The organism is Streptomyces sp. NBC_01571, from assembly GCF_026339875.1.
Classification (GTDB): domain Bacteria; phylum Actinomycetota; class Actinomycetes; order Streptomycetales; family Streptomycetaceae; genus Streptomyces.
The window spans coordinates 3,252,054-3,273,714 of record NZ_JAPEPZ010000001.1 but is presented as its reverse complement, the minus strand read 5'-3'; the positions used below and the strand labels follow the sequence as shown (position 1 = coordinate 3,273,714).

Sequence of the window (21,661 nt, the reverse complement as noted above, 5' to 3'; positions counted from 1 at the left end):
TCGGTGCATGTCGTACTCGCCGGCGGGGGGACCGCCGGCCACATCGAGCCCGCGCTCGCCCTCGCGGACGCCCTGCGCAGGCAGGACCCGACCGTGGGGATCACGGCCCTGGGCACGGAACGCGGACTCGAGACCCGGCTCGTACCCGAGCGGGGATACGAACTCGCGCTGATCCCCGCCGTTCCGCTGCCGCGCAAGCCCACCCCCGAGCTGATCACCGTCCCCGGACGGCTGCGCGGCACGATCAAGGCGGCCGAGCAGATCCTGGAGCGCACCAAGGCGGACGCGGTCGTCGGGTTCGGCGGCTATGTCGCGCTGCCCGCCTACCTCGCGGCCAAGCGCCTCGGCGTACCGATCGTCATCCACGAGGCGAACGCCAGGCCGGGTCTCGCCAACAAGATCGGCTCGCGGTACGCGGCGCAGGTCGCCGTCTCGACGCCCGACAACAAGCTGCGCGGCGCCCGCTACATCGGCATCCCGCTGCGCCGCTCCATCGCCACCCTCGACCGGGCCGCCGTACGCCCCGAGGCCCGCGCCGCGTTCGGTCTCGACCCGAACCTGCCGACGCTGCTGGTCTCCGGTGGATCGCAGGGTGCCCGGCGCCTCAACGAGGTCGTCCAGCAGGCCGCCCCGTACCTCCAGCAGGCCGGCATCCAGATCCTGCACGCGGTCGGACCGAAGAACGAACTGCCGCAGGTGCACCAGATGCCCGGGATGCCTCCGTACATCCCGGTACCGTACGTGGACCGGATGGACCTCGCGTACGCCGCGGCCGACATGATGCTCTGCCGCGCGGGCGCGATGACCGTCGCCGAACTCTCCGCCGTCGGGCTCCCGGCCGCCTACGTCCCGCTGCCCATCGGCAACGGCGAACAGCGGCTCAACGCCCAGCCGGTGGTCAAGGCCGGCGGCGGACTGCTGGTCGACGACGCGGAACTGACGCCCCAGTGGGTGCAGCAGAACGTGCTGCCCGTGCTCGCCGACCCGCACCGGCTGTACGAGATGTCCCGCGCCGCCAGCGAGTTCGGGCGCCGGGACGCCGACGACCTGCTCGTCGGCATGGTGTACGAGGCGATCGCCTCACGCCACCACTAGGCACATGTGAGGGAAGGCAGGGAGCGTGGCCGGACCGACGACCGCCGAGCGCGGTGAACGGCAGAAGCTGAAGTCCGGCCCGCCCCGGCCGCCCCGTCCGGTGCGGCTTCGCCGCCTTCGTGTGCTCATCGTCCTTTTGGTCGCGATGGTGTTGGTCGGCGGCGGTGTGGTCTGGCTGCTGTACGGCTCGCAGTGGCTGCGGGTCGAGAGGCTCTCGGTCTCCGGGACCCGGGTGCTGACGGCGCGGCAGGTGCGCGAGGCGGCCGAGGTGCCGGAGGGTACGCCGCTGGTCTCCGTCGACACCGACGCCGTGGAGGCGCGGCTGCTGCGGAGACTGCCGCGGATCGACTCGGTCGACGTCGTCCGTTCCTGGCCGCACGGAATCGGGCTGAAAGTGACCGAACGCACCCCTGTCCTGGTGATGGAGCAACCGGGAAAGAGGGGCAAGTACGTCGAAGTGGACGCCAAGGGCGTGCGTTTCGCGACGGTTTCGCGGGCTCCGAAGAACGTGGCCCTGCTCGAATTGACGCCGTCCCGCTCGGCCGCCCTGCGCCGCTTCCCCGCCGACCGGCTGGTGCGCGAGGCGGTTCGGGTCGCCGGGGACATTCCGCCCGCCGTGGCCCGTGCCACCCGGACCGTCAAGGTCCGCTCGTACGACTCCATCTCGCTGGAACTGAGCGACGGCCGTGACGTCGAGTGGGGGAGCGGCGAGAAGGGCCGCGCGAAGGCGCGGACACTCACCGCTCTCATGAAAGCAGCTCCGAAGGCCCGGCACTTCGACGTGAGCGTCCCCACCGCCCCCTCGTCAGCCGGTAGTTGACGCACATCCGCGCAGGCCAGCACCCTGGTTGGGCAGCGCTACGGCTGATCACATAGGGTGAAAAGAAAAACGGGAGGTTCGGCGTGTTCGTTGAACGTGCGCCACTTGTCGACTTAGTGTCCTGTTCGGAAGAGTCCAAGGAACAGACACACTGGTAACCCTAAACTTCAGCGTTAGGGTTCGGGTCGGCGTTCGGACCGTCCCATTCGGCATCAGTCGTCGGATCGCGAGCGTGCGAGGCGACGACACGTAACTCGAGGCGAGAGGCCTTCGACGTGGCAGCACCGCAGAACTACCTCGCAGTCATCAAAGTCATCGGTGTCGGCGGCGGTGGTGTCAATGCCATCAACCGGATGATCGAGGTCGGTCTCAAGGGCGTCGAGTTCATCGCCATCAACACGGACGCGCAAGCTCTGTTGATGAGCGACGCCGACGTCAAACTCGACGTCGGCCGCGAACTCACCCGCGGACTCGGCGCCGGAGCCAACCCGGCCGTCGGCCGGAAGGCGGCCGAGGATCACCGCGAGGAGATCGAGGAGGTCCTCAAGGGGGCCGACATGGTCTTCGTGACGGCCGGCGAAGGCGGCGGCACCGGCACCGGCGGCGCCCCCGTCGTGGCCAACATCGCCCGCTCGCTGGGCGCCCTGACCATCGGCGTGGTCACCCGCCCGTTCACCTTCGAGGGACGGCGCCGCGCCAACCAGGCGGAGGACGGCATCGCCGAACTCCGCGAAGAGGTCGACACCCTCATCGTCATCCCGAACGACCGGCTGCTGTCCATCTCGGACCGCCAGGTCTCGGTCCTCGACGCGTTCAAGTCGGCGGACCAGGTCCTGCTCTCCGGTGTCCAGGGCATCACCGACCTCATCACCACGCCCGGTCTGATCAACCTCGACTTCGCCGACGTCAAGTCCGTGATGTCCGAGGCGGGTTCCGCGCTCATGGGCATCGGCTCGGCCCGCGGCGACGACCGCGCCGTGGCGGCCGCGGAGATGGCGATCTCCTCGCCGCTCCTGGAGGCCTCCATCGACGGCGCCCGCGGCGTCCTGCTCTCCATCTCCGGTGGCTCCGACCTCGGCCTGTTCGAGATCAACGAAGCCGCCCAGTTGGTCAGCGAGGCCGCGCACCCCGAGGCCAACATCATCTTCGGAGCGGTCATCGACGACGCGCTCGGCGACGAGGTGCGGGTCACCGTCATCGCCGCCGGCTTCGACGGCGGCCAGCCGCCGGCCAAGCGGGACACCGTCCTCGGCTCCACCGCGGCCAAGCAGCGCGAGGAGCCCGCGCCGGTGCGGGCCCCCGAGAGCCGTCCGTCCTTCGGATCGCTCGGCAGCGTCACGCCGAAGGAGGCACCGGAGCCCGCTCCGGAGCCGGTCAGCGAGATCCAGGTGGCGCCGCCGGTCCCGCCGTCCCGCACCTACTCGGACAGCGCGGCCGAAGAGCTGGACGTGCCGGACTTCCTCAAGTGATAGGACAGCGCTCCGAGACGAGCACCGTGAGCGGCGCGCACTTCGCCTTCACCGACCGGTGGGGCGGGGTGAGCGCCGTTCCGTACGAGGAGCTCAACCTCGGCGGAGCGGTCGGCGACGACCCCGGCGCCGTACGGACCAATCGGGAACTGGCCGCGAGTTCTCTCGGGCTGGACCCGGCCCGGGTCGTCTGGATGAACCAGGTGCACGGGCCGGACGTGGCGGTCGTCGACGCACCGTGGGGCTCCTCGGAGATCCCGTCCGTCGACGCGGTCGTCACCGCGCGGCGGGGGCTCGCTCTCGCCGTCCTCACCGCGGACTGCACGCCGGTCCTGCTCGCCGATCCCGTCGCCGGGATCGCGGCGGCCGCCCACGCGGGGCGGCCCGGCATGGTCGCGGGGGTCGTCCCCGCCGCCGTACGGGCCATGGTGGAACTCGGCGCCGAGCCCGCAAGGATCGTCGCCCGCACCGGACCCGCGGTCTGCGGAAGGTGCTACGAAGTGCCGGACGGGATGCGCGCCGAAGTCGCCGCCGTCGAGCCGGCGGCGTACGCCGAGACCAGTTGGGGCACTCCCGCGGTCGACGTGACCGCCGGAGTGCACGCGCAACTGGAGCGGCTCGGGGTGCGCGACCGGCAGCAGTCGCCGGCGTGCACGCTGGAGTCGAAGGACCACTTCTCGTACCGACGGGACCGCACCACCGGGCGGCTCGCGGGCTATGTCTGGCTGGACTGATGGGGCATGACGGACCGTAAGGTGCAACTCGCCGGAAATCTGGCGAAAGTGGAAGAGCGCATCGCGGCGGCGTGCACGGCCGCCGGGCGCAAGCGCGAAGAGGTGACCCTGATCGTGGTCACCAAGACCTACCCCGCGAGCGATGTGCGGATCCTGTCGGAGCTCGGCGTGCGCCACGTCGCCGAGAACCGGGACCAGGACGCGGCCCCCAAGGCCGCCGCCTGTTCCGATCTGCCCCTCTCCTGGCACTTCGTCGGTCAGTTGCAGACCAACAAGGTGCGTTCGGTGGTCGGTTACGCGGACGTGGTGCAGTCCGTCGACCGTTCCCGGCTCGTCACCGCCCTGTCGAAGGAGGCGGTGCGGGTGGAGCGCGAGGTGGGCTGTCTCCTGCAGGTCGCACTGGACGCGGAGGAGAGCGGCCGGGGCGAGCGGGGCGGCGTGGGGGTGGGCGGTGTCGAGGAGTTGGCCGACCTCGTCGAGGGGGCTCCCGGGCTCCGGCTCGACGGTCTGATGACCGTCGCGCCCCTCACCGGGCCGTACGCGGGGCGTCCGCAGGACGCGTTCGCGCGACTGATGGATTTGTCGACTGCTATGCGCCGCACGCATCCGGCTGCGAACATGGTGTCCGCAGGGATGAGTGCGGACCTCGAGCAGGCCGTGGCGGCCGGAGCGACACATGTGCGCGTCGGTACGGCGGTACTCGGAGTCCGACCCGGGCTCGGGTAACGTCGCCAAGAAGTCGGACCACAGCAGAAAATATGGTCATTACCGCCACAGGCGGGCATAACGACCTCGTGGATCGCGGGCACTTGGCTATTCGTCAGCCGATCCACCACAGAGCGGAGGACTCAGAGCATGGCCGGCGCGATGCGCAAGATGGCGGTCTACCTCGGCCTCGTGGAGGACGATGGGTACGACGGCAGGGGATTCGACCCCGATGACGAGTTCGAGCCCGAGCTTGATCCGGAGCCAGAGCGGGACCGCCGGCGGCATGAGCCGCCGCACCAGTCACATCAGGCGCACCAGTCCCAACGGGACGAATCGGTACGAGTGGTGCAGCCTCCCGCGCAGCGCGAGCCGGTGCCGCATTCCGCTTCGCTCTCTGCGGAATCAGGCCGTCCGGCGCGCATCGCGCCCGTGGCATCCATCACACAAGAACGCGCGAGCCTGGAGAAGAACGCACCGGTGATCATGCCCAAGGTCGTGTCGGAACGAGAGCCGTACCGGATCACCACACTTCACCCGCGGACGTACAACGAGGCCCGTACCATCGGGGAACACTTCCGTGAGGGCACCCCGGTGATCATGAATCTGACTGAGATGGATGACACAGATGCGAAGCGACTTGTCGACTTTGCGGCCGGTTTGGTGTTTGGTCTCCACGGCAGCATCGAGCGGGTGACGCAGAAGGTGTTCCTGTTGTCGCCTGCTAACGTCGATGTCACGGCGGAGGACAAGGCCCGCATCGCAGAGGGCGGGTTCTTCAACCAGAGCTGAGACGCTGGACCGGAACAACGCAGGGAAACAGGGGAGAGGGAAGCACGGATCATGAGCGTGGTTGGGCAGGTTCTCTACATCGCGCTGATGTGTTTCCTCATCGTGCTGATCTTCCGGTTGGTCATGGACTACGTCTTCCAGTTCGCCCGCTCATGGCAACCCGGCAAGGCGATGGTGGTCGTTCTCGAGGCCACTTACACTGTCACCGATCCACCGCTCAAGCTTCTGCGGCGGTTCATTCCGCCGCTGCGTCTCGGGGGCGTGGCGCTCGACCTGTCCTTCTTCGTACTGATGATCATCGTCTACATCCTGATCTCCGTCGTGAGCCGGCTGTGAACGATACGGTCTTGCCGAATGCCGACGACTACGTTGAGGTGAAGAGATGCCGTTGACCCCCGAGGACGTGCGGAACAAGCAGTTCACGACCGTCCGCCTCCGAGAAGGCTATGACGAGGACGAGGTCGATGCCTTCCTCGACGAGGTCGAAGCCGAACTGACTCGCCTGCTCCGCGAGAACGAGGACCTGCGCGCCAAGCTGGCCGCTGCCACGCGCGCGGCCGCGCAGAACCAGCAGCAGGGCATGCGCAAGCCGCCCGAGCAGCAGGACCAGCAGCAGGGGCCGCCGCAGGGCATGCGCGGTCCGGGCGCTCCCGTGCCCGCCGGCATATCGGGTCCGCCGCAGCAGCAGATGGGTGGCCCCATGGGTGGTCCGCCCCAGCTGCCGAGCGGTGCGCCGCAGCTGCCCGCGGGCCCCAGTGCCCAGGGCGGCCAGCAGGGCCAGGGCCCCATGGGCCAGGGTCCGATGGGTCAGGGCCCCATGGGTCAGGGTCCGATGGGTCAGGGCCCCATGGGCCAGGGCCCCGGCCAGCAGATGCAGCAGCAGATGCCCGGCCAGATGCAGCAGCAGATGCAGCAGCAGATGGGTGGCCCGATGGGCGGACCCATGGGTGGCCCCATGGGCGGTCACGGACCGCAGATGGGACAGCCCGGCCAGGGTCCCGGTGGCGACAGTGCCGCCCGGGTGCTCTCGCTGGCCCAGCAGACCGCCGACCAGGCGATCGCCGAAGCCCGTTCCGAGGCCAACAAGATCGTCGGCGAGGCCCGCAGCCGCGCCGAGGGTCTGGAGCGCGACGCCCGTGCCAAGGCCGACGCGCTGGAGCGGGACGCGCAGGAGAAGCACCGCGTCGCGATGGGCTCCCTGGAGTCCGCCCGCGCCACGCTGGAGCGCAAGGTCGAGGACCTGCGCGGCTTCGAGCGCGAGTACCGCACACGTCTGAAGTCCTACCTGGAGTCGCAGCTGCGCCAGTTGGAGACGCAGGCGGACGACTCGCTCGCCCCGCCGCGTTCCCCGGCCGCTCCCTCCCTGCCTTCGCCCTCGGCGCCCTCGATGGCTCCGGCCGGCGCGAGCGCCCCGTCGTACGGCGGTGGCCAGGGCATGGGCGGTGCTCCGGCACCGGCGGCGCCCTCCTACGGCGGGCAGCAGCAGATGTCTCCGGCGATGACCCAGCCGATGGCTCCGGTGCGGCCCCAGGGCCCGTCGCCGATGCAGCAGGCGCCCTCGCCGATGCGCGGGTTCCTCATCGACGAGGACGACAACTGACGGCCTCCTGTACGCCTTAGGCGTCGGCAGCGTTCAGGGCGGAGCCCCGGATCTTTCCGGGGCTCCGCCCTTTTGCCGTGCTGTTTCGGATGGGCGTGCGGTTCTCCTGGGGCACCTGTACGGGATACACAACGCCGAAGGCCGGGGCCCACCAAGATCTTTGGCGGGCCCCGGCCTTCGGCGTACTTCGGCTGCGGGGCGGTGGAGGCCGGACGCGCAGTTTCCGGCGCTTCTGCGAGGCGCTGCCCGCATCTTCAGCCCGTCCGGCACTGGGGAGCGGCCCCCGAGCGGGGGTGGGACGGGTGGGGGCGGCGGGGCGGGGAACCGCCCCGCCGCCCGGTGCTACGCCTTGTGCAGGCGGAAGGTCAGCGACAGGGACTCGTCGGTGAACGGCGCGCCGTAGGTGTCGTCGGCCTGGCCCTGGGCGAAGTCCGTGGCGAGGACCTCGTCGGCGATGAGGTCGGAGTGCTCGGACAGGGCCGCGATGACGGCCGGGTCGGTGGACGTCCAGCGCAGCGCGATCCGGTCGGCCACGTCGAGGCCGCTGTTCTTGCGGGCCTCCTGGATGAGGCGGATCGCGTCGCGGGCGAGGCCCGCCTGCCGCAGTTCCTCGGTGATCTCCAGGTCGAGGGCGACCGTGGCGCCGGAGTCGGAGGCCACCGACCAGCCCTCGCGCGGGGTTTCCGTGATGATGACCTCGTCCGGAGCCAGGGTGACCGTGTCGCCGTCGACCAGCACCGCGGCCGTGCCCTCGCGCAGGGCGAGGGAGAGGGCCGCCGCGTCCGTCTCGGCGATCGCCTTCGCGACGGCCTGGACGCCCTTGCCGAAGCGCTTGCCGAGCGCGCGGAAGTTCGCCTTGGCCGTGGTGTCGACCAGCGAGCCGCCCACCTCGGAGAGCGAGGCGAGGCCGCTGACGTTCAGCTCCTCCGTGATCTGCGCGTGCAGTTCGGGGTCGAGCGAGTCGAAGCCGGTCGCCGCGATCAGCGCACGGGACAGCGGCTGGCGGGTCTTGACGCCCGACTCCGCGCGGGTGGCGCGGCCGAGCTCGACCAGACGGCGGACCAGCACCATCTGCCGCGAAAGCCCGGGGTCGATGGCGGACAGGTCCGCCTCCGGCCACGACGACAGGTGCACGGACTCGGGGGCGTCCGGCGTGACCGGCGCGATCAGGTCCTGCCAGACCCGCTCGGTGATGAACGGGGTCAGCGGGGCCATCAGGCGGGTCACGGTCTCGACGACCTCGTGCAGGGTGCGCAGCGCGGCCTTGTCGCCCTGCCAGAAGCGACGGCGCGAGCGGCGCACGTACCAGTTCGACAGGTCGTCGACGAACGCCGAGAGGAGCTTGCCGGCGCGCTGGGTGTCGTAGCTCTCCAGTGCCTGGGTCACCTGGTCGGTGAGGGCGTGCAGTTCGGAGAGGAGCCAGCGGTCGAGGACCGGGCGGTCGGCCGGGGCCGGGTCCGCCTCGCTGGGCGCCCAGCCGGAGGTGCGGGCGTACAGGGCCTGGAAGGCGACCGTGTTCCAGTAGGTCAGGAGGGTCTTGCGGACGACCTCCTGGATGGTGCCGTGACCGACGCGGCGGGCCGCCCAGGGGGAGCCGCCGGCCGCCATGAACCAGCGCACCGCGTCGGCGCCGTGCTGGTCCATCAGCGGGATCGGCTGCAGGATGTTGCCCAGGTGCTTGGACATCTTGCGGCCGTCCTCGGCGAGGATGTGGCCCAGGCACACCACGTTCTCGTAGGACGACTTGTCGAAGACGAGCGTGCCGACCGCCATCATCGTGTAGAACCAGCCGCGCGTCTGGTCGATGGCCTCCGAGATGAACTGCGCCGGGTAGCGGCTCTCGAAGATCTCCTTGTTCTTGTACGGGTAGCCCCACTGCGCGAACGGCATCGAGCCCGAGTCGTACCAGGCGTCGATGACCTCGGGGACGCGGGTCGCCGTCGCCTCGCACTGCGGGCAGGTGAAGGTGACGGCGTCGATGTACGGGCGGTGCGGGTCCAGCTCCGACTGGTCGGTGCCGGTCAGCTCGGTCAGCTCCGCGCGGGAGCCGACGCAGGTGAGGTGGTCGTTCTCGCAGCGCCACAGCGGGAGCGGGGTGCCCCAGTAGCGGCTGCGGGACAGCGCCCAGTCGATGTTGTTGTTCAGCCAGTCGCCGAAGCGGCCGTGCTTGACCGACTCCGGGAACCAGTTGGTCTTCTCGTTCTCCTCGAGGAGACGGTCCTTGACGGCGGTGGTGCGGATGTACCAGGACGGCTGCGCGTAGTAGAGGAGCGCGGTGTGGCAGCGCCAGCAGTGCGGGTAGCTGTGCTCGTACGGGACGTGCTTGAAGAGCAGCCCGCGGTCCTGGAGGTCCTCGGTGAGCTTTTCGTCCGCCTTCTTGAAGAAGACGCCGCCGACGAGCGGAACGTCCTCCTCGAAGGTGCCGTTCGGGCGGACCGGGTTCACCACCGGCAGTCCGTACGCGCGGCAGACCTTGAGGTCGTCCTCACCGAAGGCGGGGGACTGGTGGACCAGGCCCGTACCGTCCTCGGTCGTCACGTACTCCGCGTTCACCACGTAGTGGGCGGGCTCGGTGAACTCCACCAGCTCGAACGGACGCTGATACGTCCAGCGCTCCATCTCGGCACCCGTGAAGGTCTCACCCGTGGTCTCCCAGCCCTCGCCGAGCGCCTTCTCGACGAGAGGCTCGGCGACGACGAGCTTCTCCTCGCCGTTCGTCGCGACCACGTAGGTGACCGTGGGGTGCGCGGCGACCGCGGTGTTGGAGACCAGCGTCCACGGGGTCGTCGTCCACACCAGGAGCGCGGCCTCGCCGGCCAGCGGACCGGAGGTGAGCGGGAAACGGACGTACACGGACGGGTCGACGATCGTCTCGTAGCCCTGCGCCAGCTCGTGGTCCGACAGGCCCGTCTCGTCGCGGGGGCACCACGGGGCGACGCGGTAGTCCTGGACCAGCAGACCCTTGTTGAAGATCTCCTTCAGCGACCACCACACGGACTCCACGTACTCGGGGTCCATCGTGCGGTACGCGTCGTCCAGGTCGACCCAGTAGCCCATGCGGTTCGTGAGGTCGGTGAAGGCGTCGGTGTGACGGGTCACGGACTCGCGGCACCTGGCGTTGAACTCGGCGATGCCGTACGCCTCGATGTCCTGCTTGCCCGTGAAACCGAGCTCCTTCTCCACGGCCAGCTCCACCGGCAGGCCGTGGCAGTCCCAGCCGGCCTTGCGGGCCACGTGATAGCCGCGCATGGTCCGGAAGCGCGGGAAGACGTCCTTGAAGACGCGCGCCTCGATGTGGTGCGCTCCCGGCATGCCGTTCGCGGTGGGCGGGCCCTCGTAGAACACCCATTCGGGGCGTCCCTCGGACTGCTCGAGGCTCTTGGCGAAGATCTTCTGCTCGCGCCAGAAATCGAGCACGGCGTGCTCGAGGGCGGGCAGGTCGACCTGGGCGGGCACCTGGCGGTACGTCGGCGTTGTCATCAGCGAGCTTCCTCCGGCGGACTTTCTGCCTTCCGTCCGGAGGGACGAGAGCCCGTGCCGCTGCCCAGTAGCTGCTGCGGACGCCGTGTGCGGCGTGCTCCCGCGGTACCACCCTCCTTGGCTCCCCGGTGCGTGCTGTGCGCCGGTGAGCCCCCTCATTGGGGTCGCGATGCCGGGTCTACCGGCCGCTGCCTGTCGGCCACGGCTTTCTTCCGGCGGCTCCGGGGTGATCTTCGCGTCGCGCTCGCCCCCGGGCTTCCACCGTCCCCGGGTCGCTCCTGGCCGCGTACGCCGCTACTCGTCCCCATCCACGCTTCTCGCTGCGCCCAGTGTACGGCGCCGCGCGCACGGCGGCCGACCGGTTTTCCGGAGTCGGCGGCCGGTGCGGGCCGGGGTGCCTCGGTGGCGGCCCGGCTGACCCGAATGGGGAGGCACCGTGGTCCGTGTTCCGGGACGCCGGGCCCGGCGGATTACCCGGCGGGGAGCTGGGCACAACGCATGCAGGCTCGTCAGGCGGGACCTGCGGGGCGGCCGGAAGGTGGGCGTGCCCCGTTGCCGCGGGCCGGAAGTCGATTTATCGTCCCAGAGCGATTTGCGCGCAAGATCACAATATGTGAAGGGGCCGCGGCCATGGTGGCGAAAAAGACCGCCGTACAGCAGTCGGCGTCCGGAAGATCCACGGGTCCGGCGGCCAAGGACGTGAGCGGCAAGAAGAGCGCACAGAGAGCGCCGGCGGAGCACGGGAGCGGTATCGCGCCGGTGAGCACGGCCGCCGGGAGAACGGGCACCAAGAAGACCGTCGCCGAGAAGACGGCCACCAAGAGGGCGGTGGCCGAGAAGTCCGTGCCGGAGGAACCGGGACCGGCTGCGGACGCCACCGCGAAGGGCGCACCGAAGCGGGCCGCCAGGAGCGCGGCGGGGAAGAGCAGCGGTACGGCCAAGAAGGCCACCGGTGCGGCGAAGAAGAGCACCGGTACGGCGACGAAGAACGCGAGCAGGACGAAGAAGACGGCCGCTTCCGCGGCCGAGGACGCGGCCCGGGCCGCGAAGACGACGGGAGCCCCGACGGTGGTTGCGAAGAAGACCCCTGGCACGGCCACGGCGGCCGGGAAGCCCACCGCGCTCCCCAAGGCGCGGATCTCCGCGGTGGAGCCCGGCGAGCTCGCGGTGCGCCCGGGTGAGGACCCCTGGACCCCGCAGGAGGTCGCGGACGCACGCGCGGAGCTCCAGTCCGAGGCGCTGCGGCTGAGCACCGAGATCACGTCCTCGGAGGAGTCGCTCGCGGGCCTGATGCGCGACTCCGGGGACGGCGCGGGCGACGACCAGGCGGACACCGGCACGAAGAACATCACCCGCGAGTCGGAGATGGCGCTGGCGGCCAACGCGCGCGAGATGCTCGTCCAGACCGAGCGCGCTCTGGAGAAGCTCGACGCGGGCACGTACGGGCTCTGCGAGAACTGTGGCGATCCCATCGGCAAGGCCCGGATGCAGGCCTTCCCGCGCGCCACCCTGTGCGTCGAATGCAAGCAGAAGCAGGAACGCCGGTAATGAACGGCGTGGGAGGGCTCCTGCGCACGTGAATGCCGGGGGGTGTGACGTACCCTCGTCCTCAGTCAGGCACCTAGGTCGAGGGACTCACTCACGTGGCAGAGGCGGAGCGCATCATCGGTACGCCGGATTCCCCAGGAGCGGCGGGGTCCGAGCCGGAGCAGTCCGACGGGAACACGACGCCGGGCGACCGCTCCGGCTCCGGCGAGTCGTCCCCGGCCGAGCGGTCCGGGACGGAGGACGGCACGGCGGCCCAGGCCCAGCGGCCGAAGGGCAAGCGCAGGATCGCCGTCCTGTTCACGGTCGCGGTGCTGGCGTACGCCCTCGACCTCGTCAGCAAGCTGCTCGTGGTCGCCAAGCTGGAGCACCACGCGCCGATCGAGATCGTCGGGGACTGGCTGCAGTTCGAGGCCATCCGCAACGCGGGCGCCGCCTTCGGCTTCGGTGAGGCGTTCACGATCATCTTCACGATGATCGCCGCGGCGGTGATCATCGTGATCGCCCGGCTCGCGCGCAAGCTCTACAGCCTGCCCTGGGCGATCGCGCTCGGCCTGCTGCTGGGCGGTGCGCTGGGCAATCTCACCGACCGGATCTTCCGCTCGCCCGGCATCTTCGAGGGCGCGGTCGTCGACTTCATCGCGCCCAAGCACTTCGCCGTCTTCAACCTGGCCGACTCGGCGATCGTGTGCGGCGGCATCCTCATCGTGCTGCTGTCCTTCCGCGGACTGGACCCCGACGGGACCGTCCACAAGGACTGACGAGGTCTGACACGGGCTGACACGGGCCGGCGGGGACCGACGAGCACCGGCGAGGGCCGGTGCGGGCCGGTCTCCGGGGCCCTCTGACGGGTACTGGCGTTCGGTCCCTGGTCCTGGGGTGTCCGGCCGGTCCGGCATACTCGACGGGTGAGCACCGTTCCCGAGATCCGTACCCTGCCCGTGCCCGACGGACTGGAGGGCGAGCGCGTCGACGCCGTCATCTCCCGGATGTTCGGCTTCTCCCGCACGAAGGCCGCCGAGCTCGCCGCGGCGGGGAAGGTCACGGTCGACGGTTCGGTGGTCGGCAAGTCCGAGCGACTGCACGGCGGCGCGTGGCTGGAAGTGGAGATGCCGCAGGCGCCCGCCCCCGTCCAGATCGTCGCCGAGCCCGTCGAGGGCATGGAGATCGTGCACGACGACGACGACGTGGTCGTGATCGTCAAGCCGGTCGGCGTCGCCGCGCACCCCAGCCCCGGCTGGTCGGGACCGACCGTGATCGGCGGTCTCGCGGCCGCCGGGTACCGCATCTCCACCTCGGGTGCCTCCGAGCGCCAGGGCATCGTGCACCGGCTCGACGTGGGCACGTCCGGCCTGATGGTGGTCGCCAAGTCCGAGTACGCGTACACGTCGCTCAAGCGCCAGTTCAAGGAGCGCACGGTCGACAAGCGCTACCACGCCCTCGTGCAGGGCCACCCGGACCCGACGAGCGGCACCATCGACGCCCCCATCGGCCGCCATCCGAACCACGACTACAAGTGGGCGGTCACGGCCGAGGGCAAGCCGTCGGTCACGCACTACGACCTGATGGAGGCGTTCCGCGCGGCCTCCCTGCTCGACATCAAGCTGGAGACCGGGCGCACCCACCAGATCCGCGTCCACATGTCGGCCCACCGCCACCCGTGCGTCGGTGACCTGACCTACGGCGCCGACCCCACGCTCGCGAAGCGTCTCGGCCTCACCCGGCAGTGGCTGCACGCGAAGCGCCTCGGCTTCGAGCACCCGGGGGACGGCCGGTGGGTCGAGTTCGGGAGCGACTATCCCGAGGACCTGCAGAAGGCCCTCGACAAGGTGCGTGAGGAGAGCAACGCATGACCGTCCCGTACGCGCTGCGGGTGGCCGAGGACGCCGCGGACCGTGAGGCGTGCTTCGCGGTGCGCAAGGAGGTCTTCGTCGGCGAACAGGGCGTCAGCGAGGACATCGAGTACGACGCCTACGACGCCAGGGCGCTGCATGTGCTGGCCGTCCGTGACGACGGGGCGCCGCTGGGCACCGGGCGGCTCCTGTACGGCGAGGACGCCGCCGCGAAGACCGGCGGCGACCCCGGCGTCGGTTCGCTGGGACGGCTCGCCGTGACCAAGGAGGCGCGCGGGCTCGGCGTCGGGGTCGCGCTCGTCGGCGCCATCGAGGACGCGGCACGCGCGCGTGGACTCACGTCGGTGGATCTGCACGCGCAGACGCATGCGCTGGGCTTCTACGAGCGGCTCGGATACGTGGCGTACGGCGAGGAGTTCCTCGACGCGGGGATCGACCACCGGGCGATGCGCAAGACCTTGTGAGAGGTGCGTGCGCCGGCGGGGCCTGCCGGGAGGGCATTGTCGTAGCGGCGTGGCAGGCTTGGGGTCCGGCCCCTCCTTGATCGCCTAGACCTCGCGGGAGCGCTGACCGTGGATCAGTTGGCCCTGTTGTTCGTGCTGTTGCTCGGGGCCGTGGTGAGCGTCCCGGTGGGGGACCGCTTCGGGCTGCCGGCGCCGGTGCTGATGACGCTCCTCGGGATCGTGCTGGCCGTGCTGGACTTCGTGCCCAACGTGGACATCCGGCCGGACCTGATCCTGCCCCTGCTGTTGCCGCCGCTGTTGTACGCGTCGGTGCGGCGGACCTCGTGGCGACAGTTCACCGCCAACAAGCGGCCGATCTTCCTGCTGGCCGTGGCGCTGGTGTTCCTCACCACCGCGGCGGTGGCGGTCGTCGCCAACACGATCGTGCCGGGGCTGCCGATCGCCGCCGCCGTGGCACTGGGCGCGCTCGTGGCGCCGCCCGACCCGGTCGCCGCGACCGCTGTCGCGGGGCAGCTCGGGCTGCCCCGCCGGCTGGTGTCGATCCTGGAGGGCGAGGGGCTCTTCAACGACGTGACGGCCATCGTGCTCTACCACGTCGCGATCGCCGCCGCCGTGAGCGGTTCCTTCTCGCCGTGGCGGGCCGGGCTCGACCTGGTGCTGTCCGCGGTCGTCGCGATCGCGGCCGGGGTGGGCCTGGGGTGGGCCGCGAACAAGCTGATGGACCTGCTCGGCGACGCCACGCTGCAGATCGGGCTGACGCTGCTGGTGCCCTACGCCGCGTACGTCCTGGCGGAGGAGCTGCACGGCTCCGGGGTGCTCGCCGTGCTCACCACCGCGCTGTTCCTGGCCGAGTACGCCACCGACGCCGACGACGTCATGACCCGGCTCGCCGGGCACACGTTCTGGGACGTGGTGGACACGCTCGTCACCGGTGTCGCGTTCGGACTGATCGGACTGGAGCTGCACAACGCGATCCGGACGGCGGCCGGACGGTGGGGCGAGATGCTCGGGTGGGCGGCCGCGATCGTCGCCGTCGTCGTGCTCGTACGGCTGGCGTGGCTGCTGCCGGCGACGGCGCTGACGAAACGGCTGCACGCGAAACGGGACTACGACGAGGAGATCCCCACGTCGTGGCGGGAGACCGTGGTGATGTGGTGGTCGGGGATGCGGGGGGTCGCCTCCGTGGCCCTCGCGCTGGCGATTCCGCTGAAGATGGACGACGGGTCGCCGTTCCCCGACCGGGACGAGATCGTGTTCATCGCGTTCGGTGTGATCATGGCGACGCTCGTGCTGCAGGGGCTCACGCTGCCGTGGCTCGTCAGAAGGCTCGGGGTGCGGGCCGACGAGGACGTCGAGAAGGCCTTCGAGAAGGAGCTGGCGATCCGGGCGGCCAAGGCCGCGAAGCGGAGGCTGAAGGAGATCGAGGAGGTCGAGGAGCTGTCGGAGGAGGTGTCCGAACAGCTGCTGCGGCGGGCCTTCGACATCGGGACGCGGATCAGCCCGGACCTGGGGGACGAGGAACGGCGCGAGGCGTACGAGCAGCGGGCGCGGCGGATCAAGCGGATCCGGCGCATCCAGGGGGAGATGATGAGCGCGGCACGGCACGAGGTGCTGTCCGCGCGCAGTGAGCCGGGGGCGGATCCGGAGATCGTGGACCGGGTACTGCGGCATCTGGACGTGCGCAGCCTGCGCTGACGATGCGCGGGCCCCGGGAGTGTGTCTCCCGCCCGCGCACCGTCCGCTTCGGGTTCGTCGAGTGGTAGGGGTTGCCCGTGGCGTTTCCCGCTGCGGCCGACCGCGACCGCGGGATGGGGCGGTCACGGGCGGTCGGTGGGGTCAGCCGCGGCCCGGGCCGGTGCGTGGGGGGCCGGGGGTGTGGGCGTGGTTGTGGCGGGTGGTCGCCGCGCCGTCGGGTTCGGTGCGGGTCGCGCTGGGGAGCTGTCCCGGCGGCAGCACCGCCTCCGTCGTGTTGACGCGGGGGAGGGCGTAGGGATGCTTCTCGGTCAGCCAGCGGATCATCTGCTCGCGCACCGTGACCCGTACCGTCCAGATGTCGTCCGCGTCCTTCGCCGTGACCAGGGCGCGCACCTGGACGGTGTTGGGCGTCGAGTCGGTGACCGCCAGTCCGTAGTCACGTCCGTCCCAGGCCGGGCACTCGCGCAGGATGTCCCGCAGCTTCTCCCGCATGACCTCGACCGGCGCGCTGTGGTCGAGGTGGAAGAAGACGATGCCGGTCATCTGAGGGGTGCCGCGCGACCAGTTCTCGAAGGGCTTCGAGGTGAAGTACGAGACCGGCATGGTGATCCGGCGCTCGTCCCAGGTCCGGACCGTCAGGAACGTCAGAGTGATCTCCTCGACCGTGCCCCACTCGCCGTCCACCACGACGGTGTCACCGAGACGCACCATGTCGCCGAAGGCGATCTGCAGCCCGGCGAAGAGATTCGCCAGTGTGGACTGGGCGGCGACACCGGCGACGATGCCGAGGATGCCGGCCGAGGCGAGCAGTGAGGCGCCGGCCGCGCGCATCGCCGGGAAGGTGAGCAGCATCGCGGCGATCGCGACGACGCCGACGACCGCGGTGACCACCCGTTGTATCAGCGCGACCTGGGTGCGCACCCGGCGCACCCGCGCCGGGTCGCGGTGCGCGTTCGCGTAGCGGGAGTACGAGGTGTCGACGACCGCCGTCGCGATGCTCACCACCAGCCAGGCGGCGGCGCCGATCAGGATCAGGGTCAGGGTCCTGCCGATCCCGATCCGGTGTTCCACCAGCAGCTTCGCCTCGTCGTACGAGCCTCTGAGCAGGGCCGCGAACAGGACCAGCTGGAAGGGGATGCGACCCCGGCGGAGCAGGCCCCACAGGGAGGTCTCGCTGTGACGGTCGTCCACCCGGCGCAACAGGCGGTCCACGGACCACCCGATGAGCAGTGCGAGCACGACCGAGCCGCCGACGACGATCATCGGGCGCAGTACGTTCTCCATGCCTGAGAACGTAACCGGCCATGGGCGGTCATGAACATGTGTGCTCGCGAGGGAACGGGGTATGCCCTGCGCCCGTCACTGTCGGTACCGGCTGGCACCATGGGTCTCATGAACATCATGCTCTTTCACTCGACGTACGGTCTGCGGCCTGCGGTGCGCGCGGCGGCGGACCGGCTGCGGGCCGCGGGACACGAGGTGTGGACGCCGGACCTCTTCGAGGGGCGCACCTTCGGGACCGTGGAGGAGGGCATGGCCTTCAACGAAGGGATCGGCAAGGTCGAGCTGCTCAAGCGCGCGGTCCTGGCCGCCGCGCCCTATTCGGACCGCGGGCTCGTCTACGCCGGTTTCTCCCTCGGCGCCTCCCTCGCGCAGACCCTGGCCCTCGGCGACGAGAAGGCCCGCGGACTGCTCCTGCTGCACGGCACGTCGGACATCGCGGAGAACGCGTCGGTGGACGAGCTGCCGGTCCAGCTCCATGTCGCCGAGCCCGACCAGTTCGAGACGGACGACTGGCTGGGCGCCTGGTATCTCCAGATGCAGAGAGCGGGCGCCGATGTGGAGATCTATCGGTACGCGGGAGCCGGTCACCTCTACACCGACCCCGAACTGCCCGACTACGACGCCGAGGCGGCCGAGGCCACCTGGAAGGTGGCGCTCGGCTTCCTCGACAGCCTCCAGCCGTAGCCGTAGCCGTAGCCGTAGGCGCCCCGTGGCCCGTGGCGGTAACCGCGGTCAGGAGACCGCGAGCCGTGTCTACACCGGGTCGTAGGTCCGCTCCACCGTCTGTGATCCGCTCAGCGTGCGGTACGAACGGGTCCAGGACGAGGTGGCGTTCGGGTTCGCGCGGTCGGAGATCACGTAGTAGTCCATCTGCGCCCGGGTGGCGGTGACGTCCAGGACGCCGTACCCGTGGCGGTCGGTGTCGACCCAGTGGACGTGCCGGTTCGCCGCGCGGATGACGGGGGAGGCGATCGCCGACACGACGCCCTCGGGGACCTTGACGATGTCGTCGAGGTTGTCGGAGGTCATCGAGGTGACCACGAACTCCGTGGCGGCGGAGGCGGACAGCGGGTAGGTACCGGCGTCCACCGGCACGTCGTTGGCCCACGCCATGTGGATGTCACCGGTCAGGAAGACCGTGTTGCGGATGGCGTTGGAGCGCAGGTGCGCGAGGAGTTCGCGGCGGTCGTCGGTGTAGCCGTCCCACTGGTCGGTGTTGAGGGCGATGCCCTCCTGGGGCAGGCCGAGCAGCTTGGCGAGCGGCTTGAGCAGGTCGGCGGAGAGGGACCCCACCGCGAACGGCGAGATCATCACCGAGTTGCCGACCAGCCGCCAGGTGGTGTCCGAGCCCTTGAGTCCGGACTTCAGCCAGTCGAGCTGCGCGCGGCCGGTGATCGTACGGTCCGGGTCGTCGACCGAGCCGCTGGCCGTGGACGCCTGCTGGGAGCGGAAGGAGCGCAGGTCGAGCAGGGAGAGGTCGGCCAGCTTGCCGAAGCGCAGCCGGCGGTAGGTGGTGCCCTCGATCGCCGGGCGGACCGGCATCCACTCGAAGTAGGCCTGCTTCGCGGCGGCCTGACGGGCCGTCCAGGTGCCCTCGGCGCCCTCGGTGTGGTTGACCGCGCCGCCCGACCAGGCGTTGTCGGCGAACTCGTGGTCGTCCCAGATCGCCACGACCGGCGCCTTGTGGTGCAGGGCCTGGAGGTCCGGGTCGGTCTTGTAACGGCCGTGCCGGGTGCGGTAGTCGGCGAGGGTGAGGATCTCGTTGGCGGGGGCGTGCGGGCGTACCACCGTGCCGCGGGTGCCGTACTCGCCGGACTTGTACTCGTAGATGTAGTCGCCGAGATGCAGCCAGGCGTCCAGGTCGCCCCGGGCCGCGAGGTGGCGGTAGGCCGAGAAGTAGCCGGCCTCCCAGTTGGCGCAGGAGACCACGCCGAAGCGCAGACCGGCCACGGAGGCGTCGGCGGCCGGCGTGGTGCGCGTGTGGGCGACGGGCGAGTCGGTGCCGCCCGCGGAGAAGCGGAACCAGTAGTCGGTGGCCGGTTCCAGGCCGCGGATGTCGGCCTTGACGGTGTGGTCGGAGGCGGCCGTCGCGGTGAGGGAGCCCTTGGCGACGATCGTGGTGAACGCCTTGTCCTTGGCGACGGTCCAGCTGACCTCGGTGTCCGGGCCGATGCCGGAGCCGGGTATCGCCGCGGAGGTGGGGGTCACCCGCGTCCACAGCAGGATGCCGTCCGGGAGCGGGTCGCCGGAGGCGACGCCGTGCAGGAAGGCGGGCGCCTCGGCGGCGCGGGCCGGCAGGGCGGCCGCGAGCGGGGCGGCGAGGACGGCGGTGGCGGCCGCGGCCTTGACGACCGTACGGCGGCGCGGGGCGCGGGAGTTGACGGCGCCCGAGGGGTCGGATGAGCTGAAGCGACTGGTCACGAGCGGTCAGGTTACCGACCGGTACACGCAGAGAGCGGGCGAACCGAGAAAGTTCGCCCGCTCTTCGACTGCTGGACAATTTCGGTCCGGCGCCACCGCTGCGCGCGGCGCTTCGGACCGCCCGACGGATCAGGCGGCGAGGGCCTTGTCGATCGCCGTCGTGAAGTCGGCGACGGTCATCGGCGCGTTCTTGCCGTCGGAGCCCGTCAGCGTCTTGCCGTCCATCTTCAGGGTCGGAGTGCCCTGCACGCCGCTCTTGTTGAACTTCTCGGACATGTCGAGCGCCCACTTGTCGTAGGTGCCGTCCTTCACCGCCTTCTCGAAGGCCGCGTTGCCCTTGAGGGCGGAGACCGTGTCAGCGACCTTGATCAGGTAGTCGTCGCTCTTGAACTTGTCGTCCGTCTCCTCGGGGTGGTACTTCGCCGAGTACAGCGCGGTCTTGTACTCGAGGAAGGCCTCGGGGCTCACGTTCAGCGCGGCACCCATGGCGCTGAGGGCGTTCTTCGAGCCCACGCCGGGGCTGCCGTTGTCGATGAACGTGGCGCCGACGTACTCGATCTTGAACTTGCCGTCGTCGTAGTCCTTCTTGAGGGTCGTGCCGACGGTCTGCTCGAACTGGGCGCAGATCGGGCAGCGCGGGTCCTCGTACATCACCAGGGTCTTCTTGGCGGTGCTCTTGCCGAGCACGACGGTGGTGCCGTCGGCGCCGGTGGTGTTGGCCGGCTTGACGAGCTTGTCGTCCTTGGCGGCTTCCCAGTACCCGGGCTTGTTGTTCTGTACGACCGCGTAGCCGACACCGCCCGCTATCGCGAGGACGGCGACGATGCCGCCGGCCACGATGACCTGGCGCTTGATCCGGTCGCGCCTGGCCTGGCGCTCGCGCTCGATACGCAGCTTCTCGCGCGCCGCCGACTTGGCCGCCTGGCTGTTCCGCTTGCTCATGTTGGTGATCTCCATGGGGGCGCGTACTCGTCGTACGCGGGATACGTAAGGGGGACCGCTGGTGCTCAGTTGCTGTCGCTCAGGCGAGAGCGGCCGAGCGGGGCGGGCCACGCCGTCCCAGTGAGTGCACGAACAGGCGCGTACGGGCGGGGGTGCTCCGGCGCGCGGGGCGCGGGAGCCGGCGTACCGGGGTCAGCCGTACGGTCACCGCGGCGACCGCGATCAGCAGCGGCCGGAAGGTGGACGCGGCCACGGCGCGCAGCAGCTGGTCCAGGGCCCGCTCGCCGCGGCGCAGCCAGGCGGCGGCGAGGAGCCCGACGCCGACGTGCGCGGCGAGCAGCAGCCAGGCGGCGCCCGGGTCGGTGTGCACGAGCAGGGTGGCGGCGCGGTCGTCGCCACCGGTCACCCGGGCCAGCGGCGCGCCCACGCTGCCGCCGCACAGCACGTCGAGGCCGACGGCGCGCAGCGGGCCCGCGACGGGGCCGCCCGCCCTGCCGTAACAGACGTGCTGGCCCGTGGTGAAGACCGTGTCGGCGGCCAGCTCCAGGGGGATGAGCAGGGCCGCGATCCGCCCGAAGCCGCGTTCGCGGCCCGCCAGCGCGTACGCGATGACGAAGACGGCGGCGGTGATCGCGGCCACGGTGCCGAGCGGCAGCGCGACCCGGGACAGCAGCACGTGCGACGCGGCGGAGAGCGTCACGACGACAGCCGTGAACAGTGCCGCGCGCACGGCTCTGAGCTGGGTCCCGGATATGTCCATAG

The 21,661-nt window shown here is 70.5% G+C and carries 19 protein-coding genes; 14 read left to right on the top strand and 5 right to left on the bottom strand.

Going from position 1 to position 21,661, the window contains the following annotated elements; translation table 11 throughout:
* Positions 1-3: 3 nt before the first annotated feature.
* The 8 genes from murG (at position 4) to OHB41_RS14720 (ending at position 7,215) form a co-directional block, all read left to right on the top strand.
* Positions 4-1,095: an undecaprenyldiphospho-muramoylpentapeptide beta-N-acetylglucosaminyltransferase gene (murG, locus tag OHB41_RS14755; RefSeq protein ID WP_266698556.1), complete on the top strand. Its 1,092-nt coding sequence runs from the start codon at positions 4-6 to the stop codon at positions 1,093-1,095.
* Between the two features lie 25 nt (positions 1,096-1,120).
* Positions 1,121-1,915, top strand: a complete 795-nt coding sequence (locus OHB41_RS14750; protein ID WP_266698555.1) for a cell division protein FtsQ/DivIB — start codon at positions 1,121-1,123, stop codon at positions 1,913-1,915.
* Positions 1,916-2,190: 275 nt separating this feature from the next.
* A complete protein-coding gene (gene ftsZ / locus OHB41_RS14745; protein WP_266698554.1) occupies positions 2,191-3,384 on the top strand; it encodes a cell division protein FtsZ in 1,194 nt (397 codons plus the stop codon).
* Positions 3,381-4,118, top strand: coding sequence for a peptidoglycan editing factor PgeF (gene pgeF / locus OHB41_RS14740; protein ID WP_266698553.1), 738 nt, complete (start codon positions 3,381-3,383; stop codon positions 4,116-4,118). Before ftsZ ends, pgeF begins: the two co-directional genes overlap by 4 nt.
* Before the next feature lie 6 nt (positions 4,119-4,124).
* On the top strand, positions 4,125-4,844 hold the full coding sequence (locus tag OHB41_RS14735) for a YggS family pyridoxal phosphate-dependent enzyme (RefSeq protein WP_266698552.1): 720 nt from the start codon (positions 4,125-4,127) through the stop codon (positions 4,842-4,844).
* A 129-nt stretch (positions 4,845-4,973) separates the two neighbouring features.
* Positions 4,974-5,615: a cell division protein SepF gene (locus OHB41_RS14730; RefSeq protein WP_148014095.1), complete on the top strand. Its 642-nt coding sequence runs from the start codon at positions 4,974-4,976 to the stop codon at positions 5,613-5,615.
* Between the two features lie 51 nt (positions 5,616-5,666).
* Positions 5,667-5,951 (top strand): YggT family protein, encoded by a 285-nt coding sequence (locus tag OHB41_RS14725; protein WP_028803186.1) that lies wholly within the window; start codon positions 5,667-5,669, stop codon positions 5,949-5,951.
* 46 nt (positions 5,952-5,997) lie between these two features.
* On the top strand, positions 5,998-7,215 hold the full coding sequence (locus tag OHB41_RS14720) for a DivIVA domain-containing protein (protein WP_266698550.1): 1,218 nt from the start codon (positions 5,998-6,000) through the stop codon (positions 7,213-7,215).
* Positions 7,216-7,557: 342 nt separating this feature from the next.
* Here OHB41_RS14720 and ileS read toward each other — a convergent pair whose 3' ends face one another.
* Complete coding sequence (ileS, locus tag OHB41_RS14715; RefSeq protein ID WP_266698548.1) at positions 7,558-10,695, bottom strand: isoleucine--tRNA ligase; 3,138 nt, start codon at positions 10,693-10,695, stop codon at positions 7,558-7,560.
* Between the two features lie 630 nt (positions 10,696-11,325).
* On the opposite strand from ileS, the gene OHB41_RS14710 reads away from it, so the two are divergent.
* The 5 genes from OHB41_RS14710 to OHB41_RS14690 all read left to right on the top strand — a co-directional run bounded on the left by OHB41_RS14710 (position 11,326) and on the right by OHB41_RS14690 (position 16,252).
* A complete protein-coding gene (locus OHB41_RS14710; protein WP_266698547.1) occupies positions 11,326-12,243 on the top strand; it encodes a TraR/DksA family transcriptional regulator in 918 nt (305 codons plus the stop codon).
* Between the two features lie 95 nt (positions 12,244-12,338).
* Complete coding sequence (gene lspA, locus OHB41_RS14705; protein WP_266698545.1) at positions 12,339-13,001, top strand: signal peptidase II; 663 nt, start codon at positions 12,339-12,341, stop codon at positions 12,999-13,001.
* A gap of 147 nt (positions 13,002-13,148) precedes the next feature.
* Complete coding sequence (locus tag OHB41_RS14700) at positions 13,149-14,093, top strand: RluA family pseudouridine synthase (RefSeq protein WP_266698543.1); 945 nt, start codon at positions 13,149-13,151, stop codon at positions 14,091-14,093.
* Positions 14,090-14,557 (top strand): GNAT family N-acetyltransferase, encoded by a 468-nt coding sequence (locus OHB41_RS14695; protein ID WP_266698541.1) that lies wholly within the window; start codon positions 14,090-14,092, stop codon positions 14,555-14,557. The genes OHB41_RS14700 and OHB41_RS14695 overlap by 4 nt, the downstream gene beginning before the upstream one ends.
* A 108-nt stretch (positions 14,558-14,665) precedes the next feature.
* Positions 14,666-16,252, top strand: a complete 1,587-nt coding sequence (locus tag OHB41_RS14690; protein WP_266698539.1) for a Na+/H+ antiporter — start codon at positions 14,666-14,668, stop codon at positions 16,250-16,252.
* 141 nt (positions 16,253-16,393) lie between these two features.
* Here the strand turns inward: OHB41_RS14690 and OHB41_RS14685 are convergent, their stop codons facing one another.
* A complete protein-coding gene (locus OHB41_RS14685) occupies positions 16,394-17,536 on the bottom strand; it encodes a mechanosensitive ion channel family protein (RefSeq protein WP_266698538.1) in 1,143 nt (380 codons plus the stop codon).
* 108 nt (positions 17,537-17,644) lie between these two features.
* Here OHB41_RS14685 and OHB41_RS14680 point away from each other — a divergent pair, with 108 nt between their 5' ends.
* Positions 17,645-18,220 (top strand): dienelactone hydrolase family protein, encoded by a 576-nt coding sequence (locus OHB41_RS14680; RefSeq protein ID WP_266698536.1) that lies wholly within the window; start codon positions 17,645-17,647, stop codon positions 18,218-18,220.
* A 69-nt stretch (positions 18,221-18,289) separates the two neighbouring features.
* Here OHB41_RS14680 and OHB41_RS14675 read toward each other — a convergent pair whose 3' ends face one another.
* From OHB41_RS14675 to OHB41_RS14665, 3 genes are all read right to left on the bottom strand, one after another.
* Positions 18,290-19,957 carry an alkaline phosphatase D family protein gene (locus tag OHB41_RS14675; RefSeq protein ID WP_266698534.1) on the bottom strand — a complete coding sequence of 556 codons (1,668 nt, stop codon included), beginning with the start codon at positions 19,955-19,957 and terminating at the stop codon, positions 18,290-18,292.
* Positions 19,958-20,086: 129 nt separating this feature from the next.
* Positions 20,087-20,899 (bottom strand): DsbA family protein, encoded by an 813-nt coding sequence (locus OHB41_RS14670; protein WP_266698533.1) that lies wholly within the window; start codon positions 20,897-20,899, stop codon positions 20,087-20,089.
* Positions 20,900-20,978: 79 nt separating this feature from the next.
* Positions 20,979-21,659, bottom strand: a complete 681-nt coding sequence (locus OHB41_RS14665) for a hypothetical protein (protein ID WP_266698531.1) — start codon at positions 21,657-21,659, stop codon at positions 20,979-20,981.
* Positions 21,660-21,661: the final 2 nt, after the last annotated feature.

Excerpts from the sequence above, each read along its gene's own strand:
- OHB41_RS14735 (WP_266698552.1), top strand. The coding sequence starts at position 4,125 with ATGACGGACCGTAAGGTGCAACTCGCCGGAAATCTGGCGAAAGTGGAA.
- OHB41_RS14730 (WP_148014095.1), top strand. The coding sequence starts at position 4,974 with ATGGCCGGCGCGATGCGCAAGATGGCGGTCTACCTCGGCCTCGTGGAG.
- OHB41_RS14725 (WP_028803186.1), top strand. The coding sequence starts at position 5,667 with ATGAGCGTGGTTGGGCAGGTTCTCTACATCGCGCTGATGTGTTTCCTC.
- OHB41_RS14720 (WP_266698550.1), top strand. The coding sequence starts at position 5,998 with ATGCCGTTGACCCCCGAGGACGTGCGGAACAAGCAGTTCACGACCGTC.
- ileS (WP_266698548.1), bottom strand. The coding sequence starts at position 10,695 with ATGACAACGCCGACGTACCGCCAGGTGCCCGCCCAGGTCGACCTGCCC.
- OHB41_RS14710 (WP_266698547.1), top strand. The coding sequence starts at position 11,326 with ATGGTGGCGAAAAAGACCGCCGTACAGCAGTCGGCGTCCGGAAGATCC.
- OHB41_RS14695 (WP_266698541.1), top strand. The coding sequence starts at position 14,090 with ATGACCGTCCCGTACGCGCTGCGGGTGGCCGAGGACGCCGCGGACCGT.
- OHB41_RS14685 (WP_266698538.1), bottom strand. The coding sequence starts at position 17,536 with ATGGAGAACGTACTGCGCCCGATGATCGTCGTCGGCGGCTCGGTCGTG.
- OHB41_RS14680 (WP_266698536.1), top strand. The coding sequence starts at position 17,645 with ATGAACATCATGCTCTTTCACTCGACGTACGGTCTGCGGCCTGCGGTG.
- OHB41_RS14670 (WP_266698533.1), bottom strand. The coding sequence starts at position 20,899 with ATGAGCAAGCGGAACAGCCAGGCGGCCAAGTCGGCGGCGCGCGAGAAG.
- OHB41_RS14665 (WP_266698531.1), bottom strand. The coding sequence starts at position 21,659 with ATGGACATATCCGGGACCCAGCTCAGAGCCGTGCGCGCGGCACTGTTC.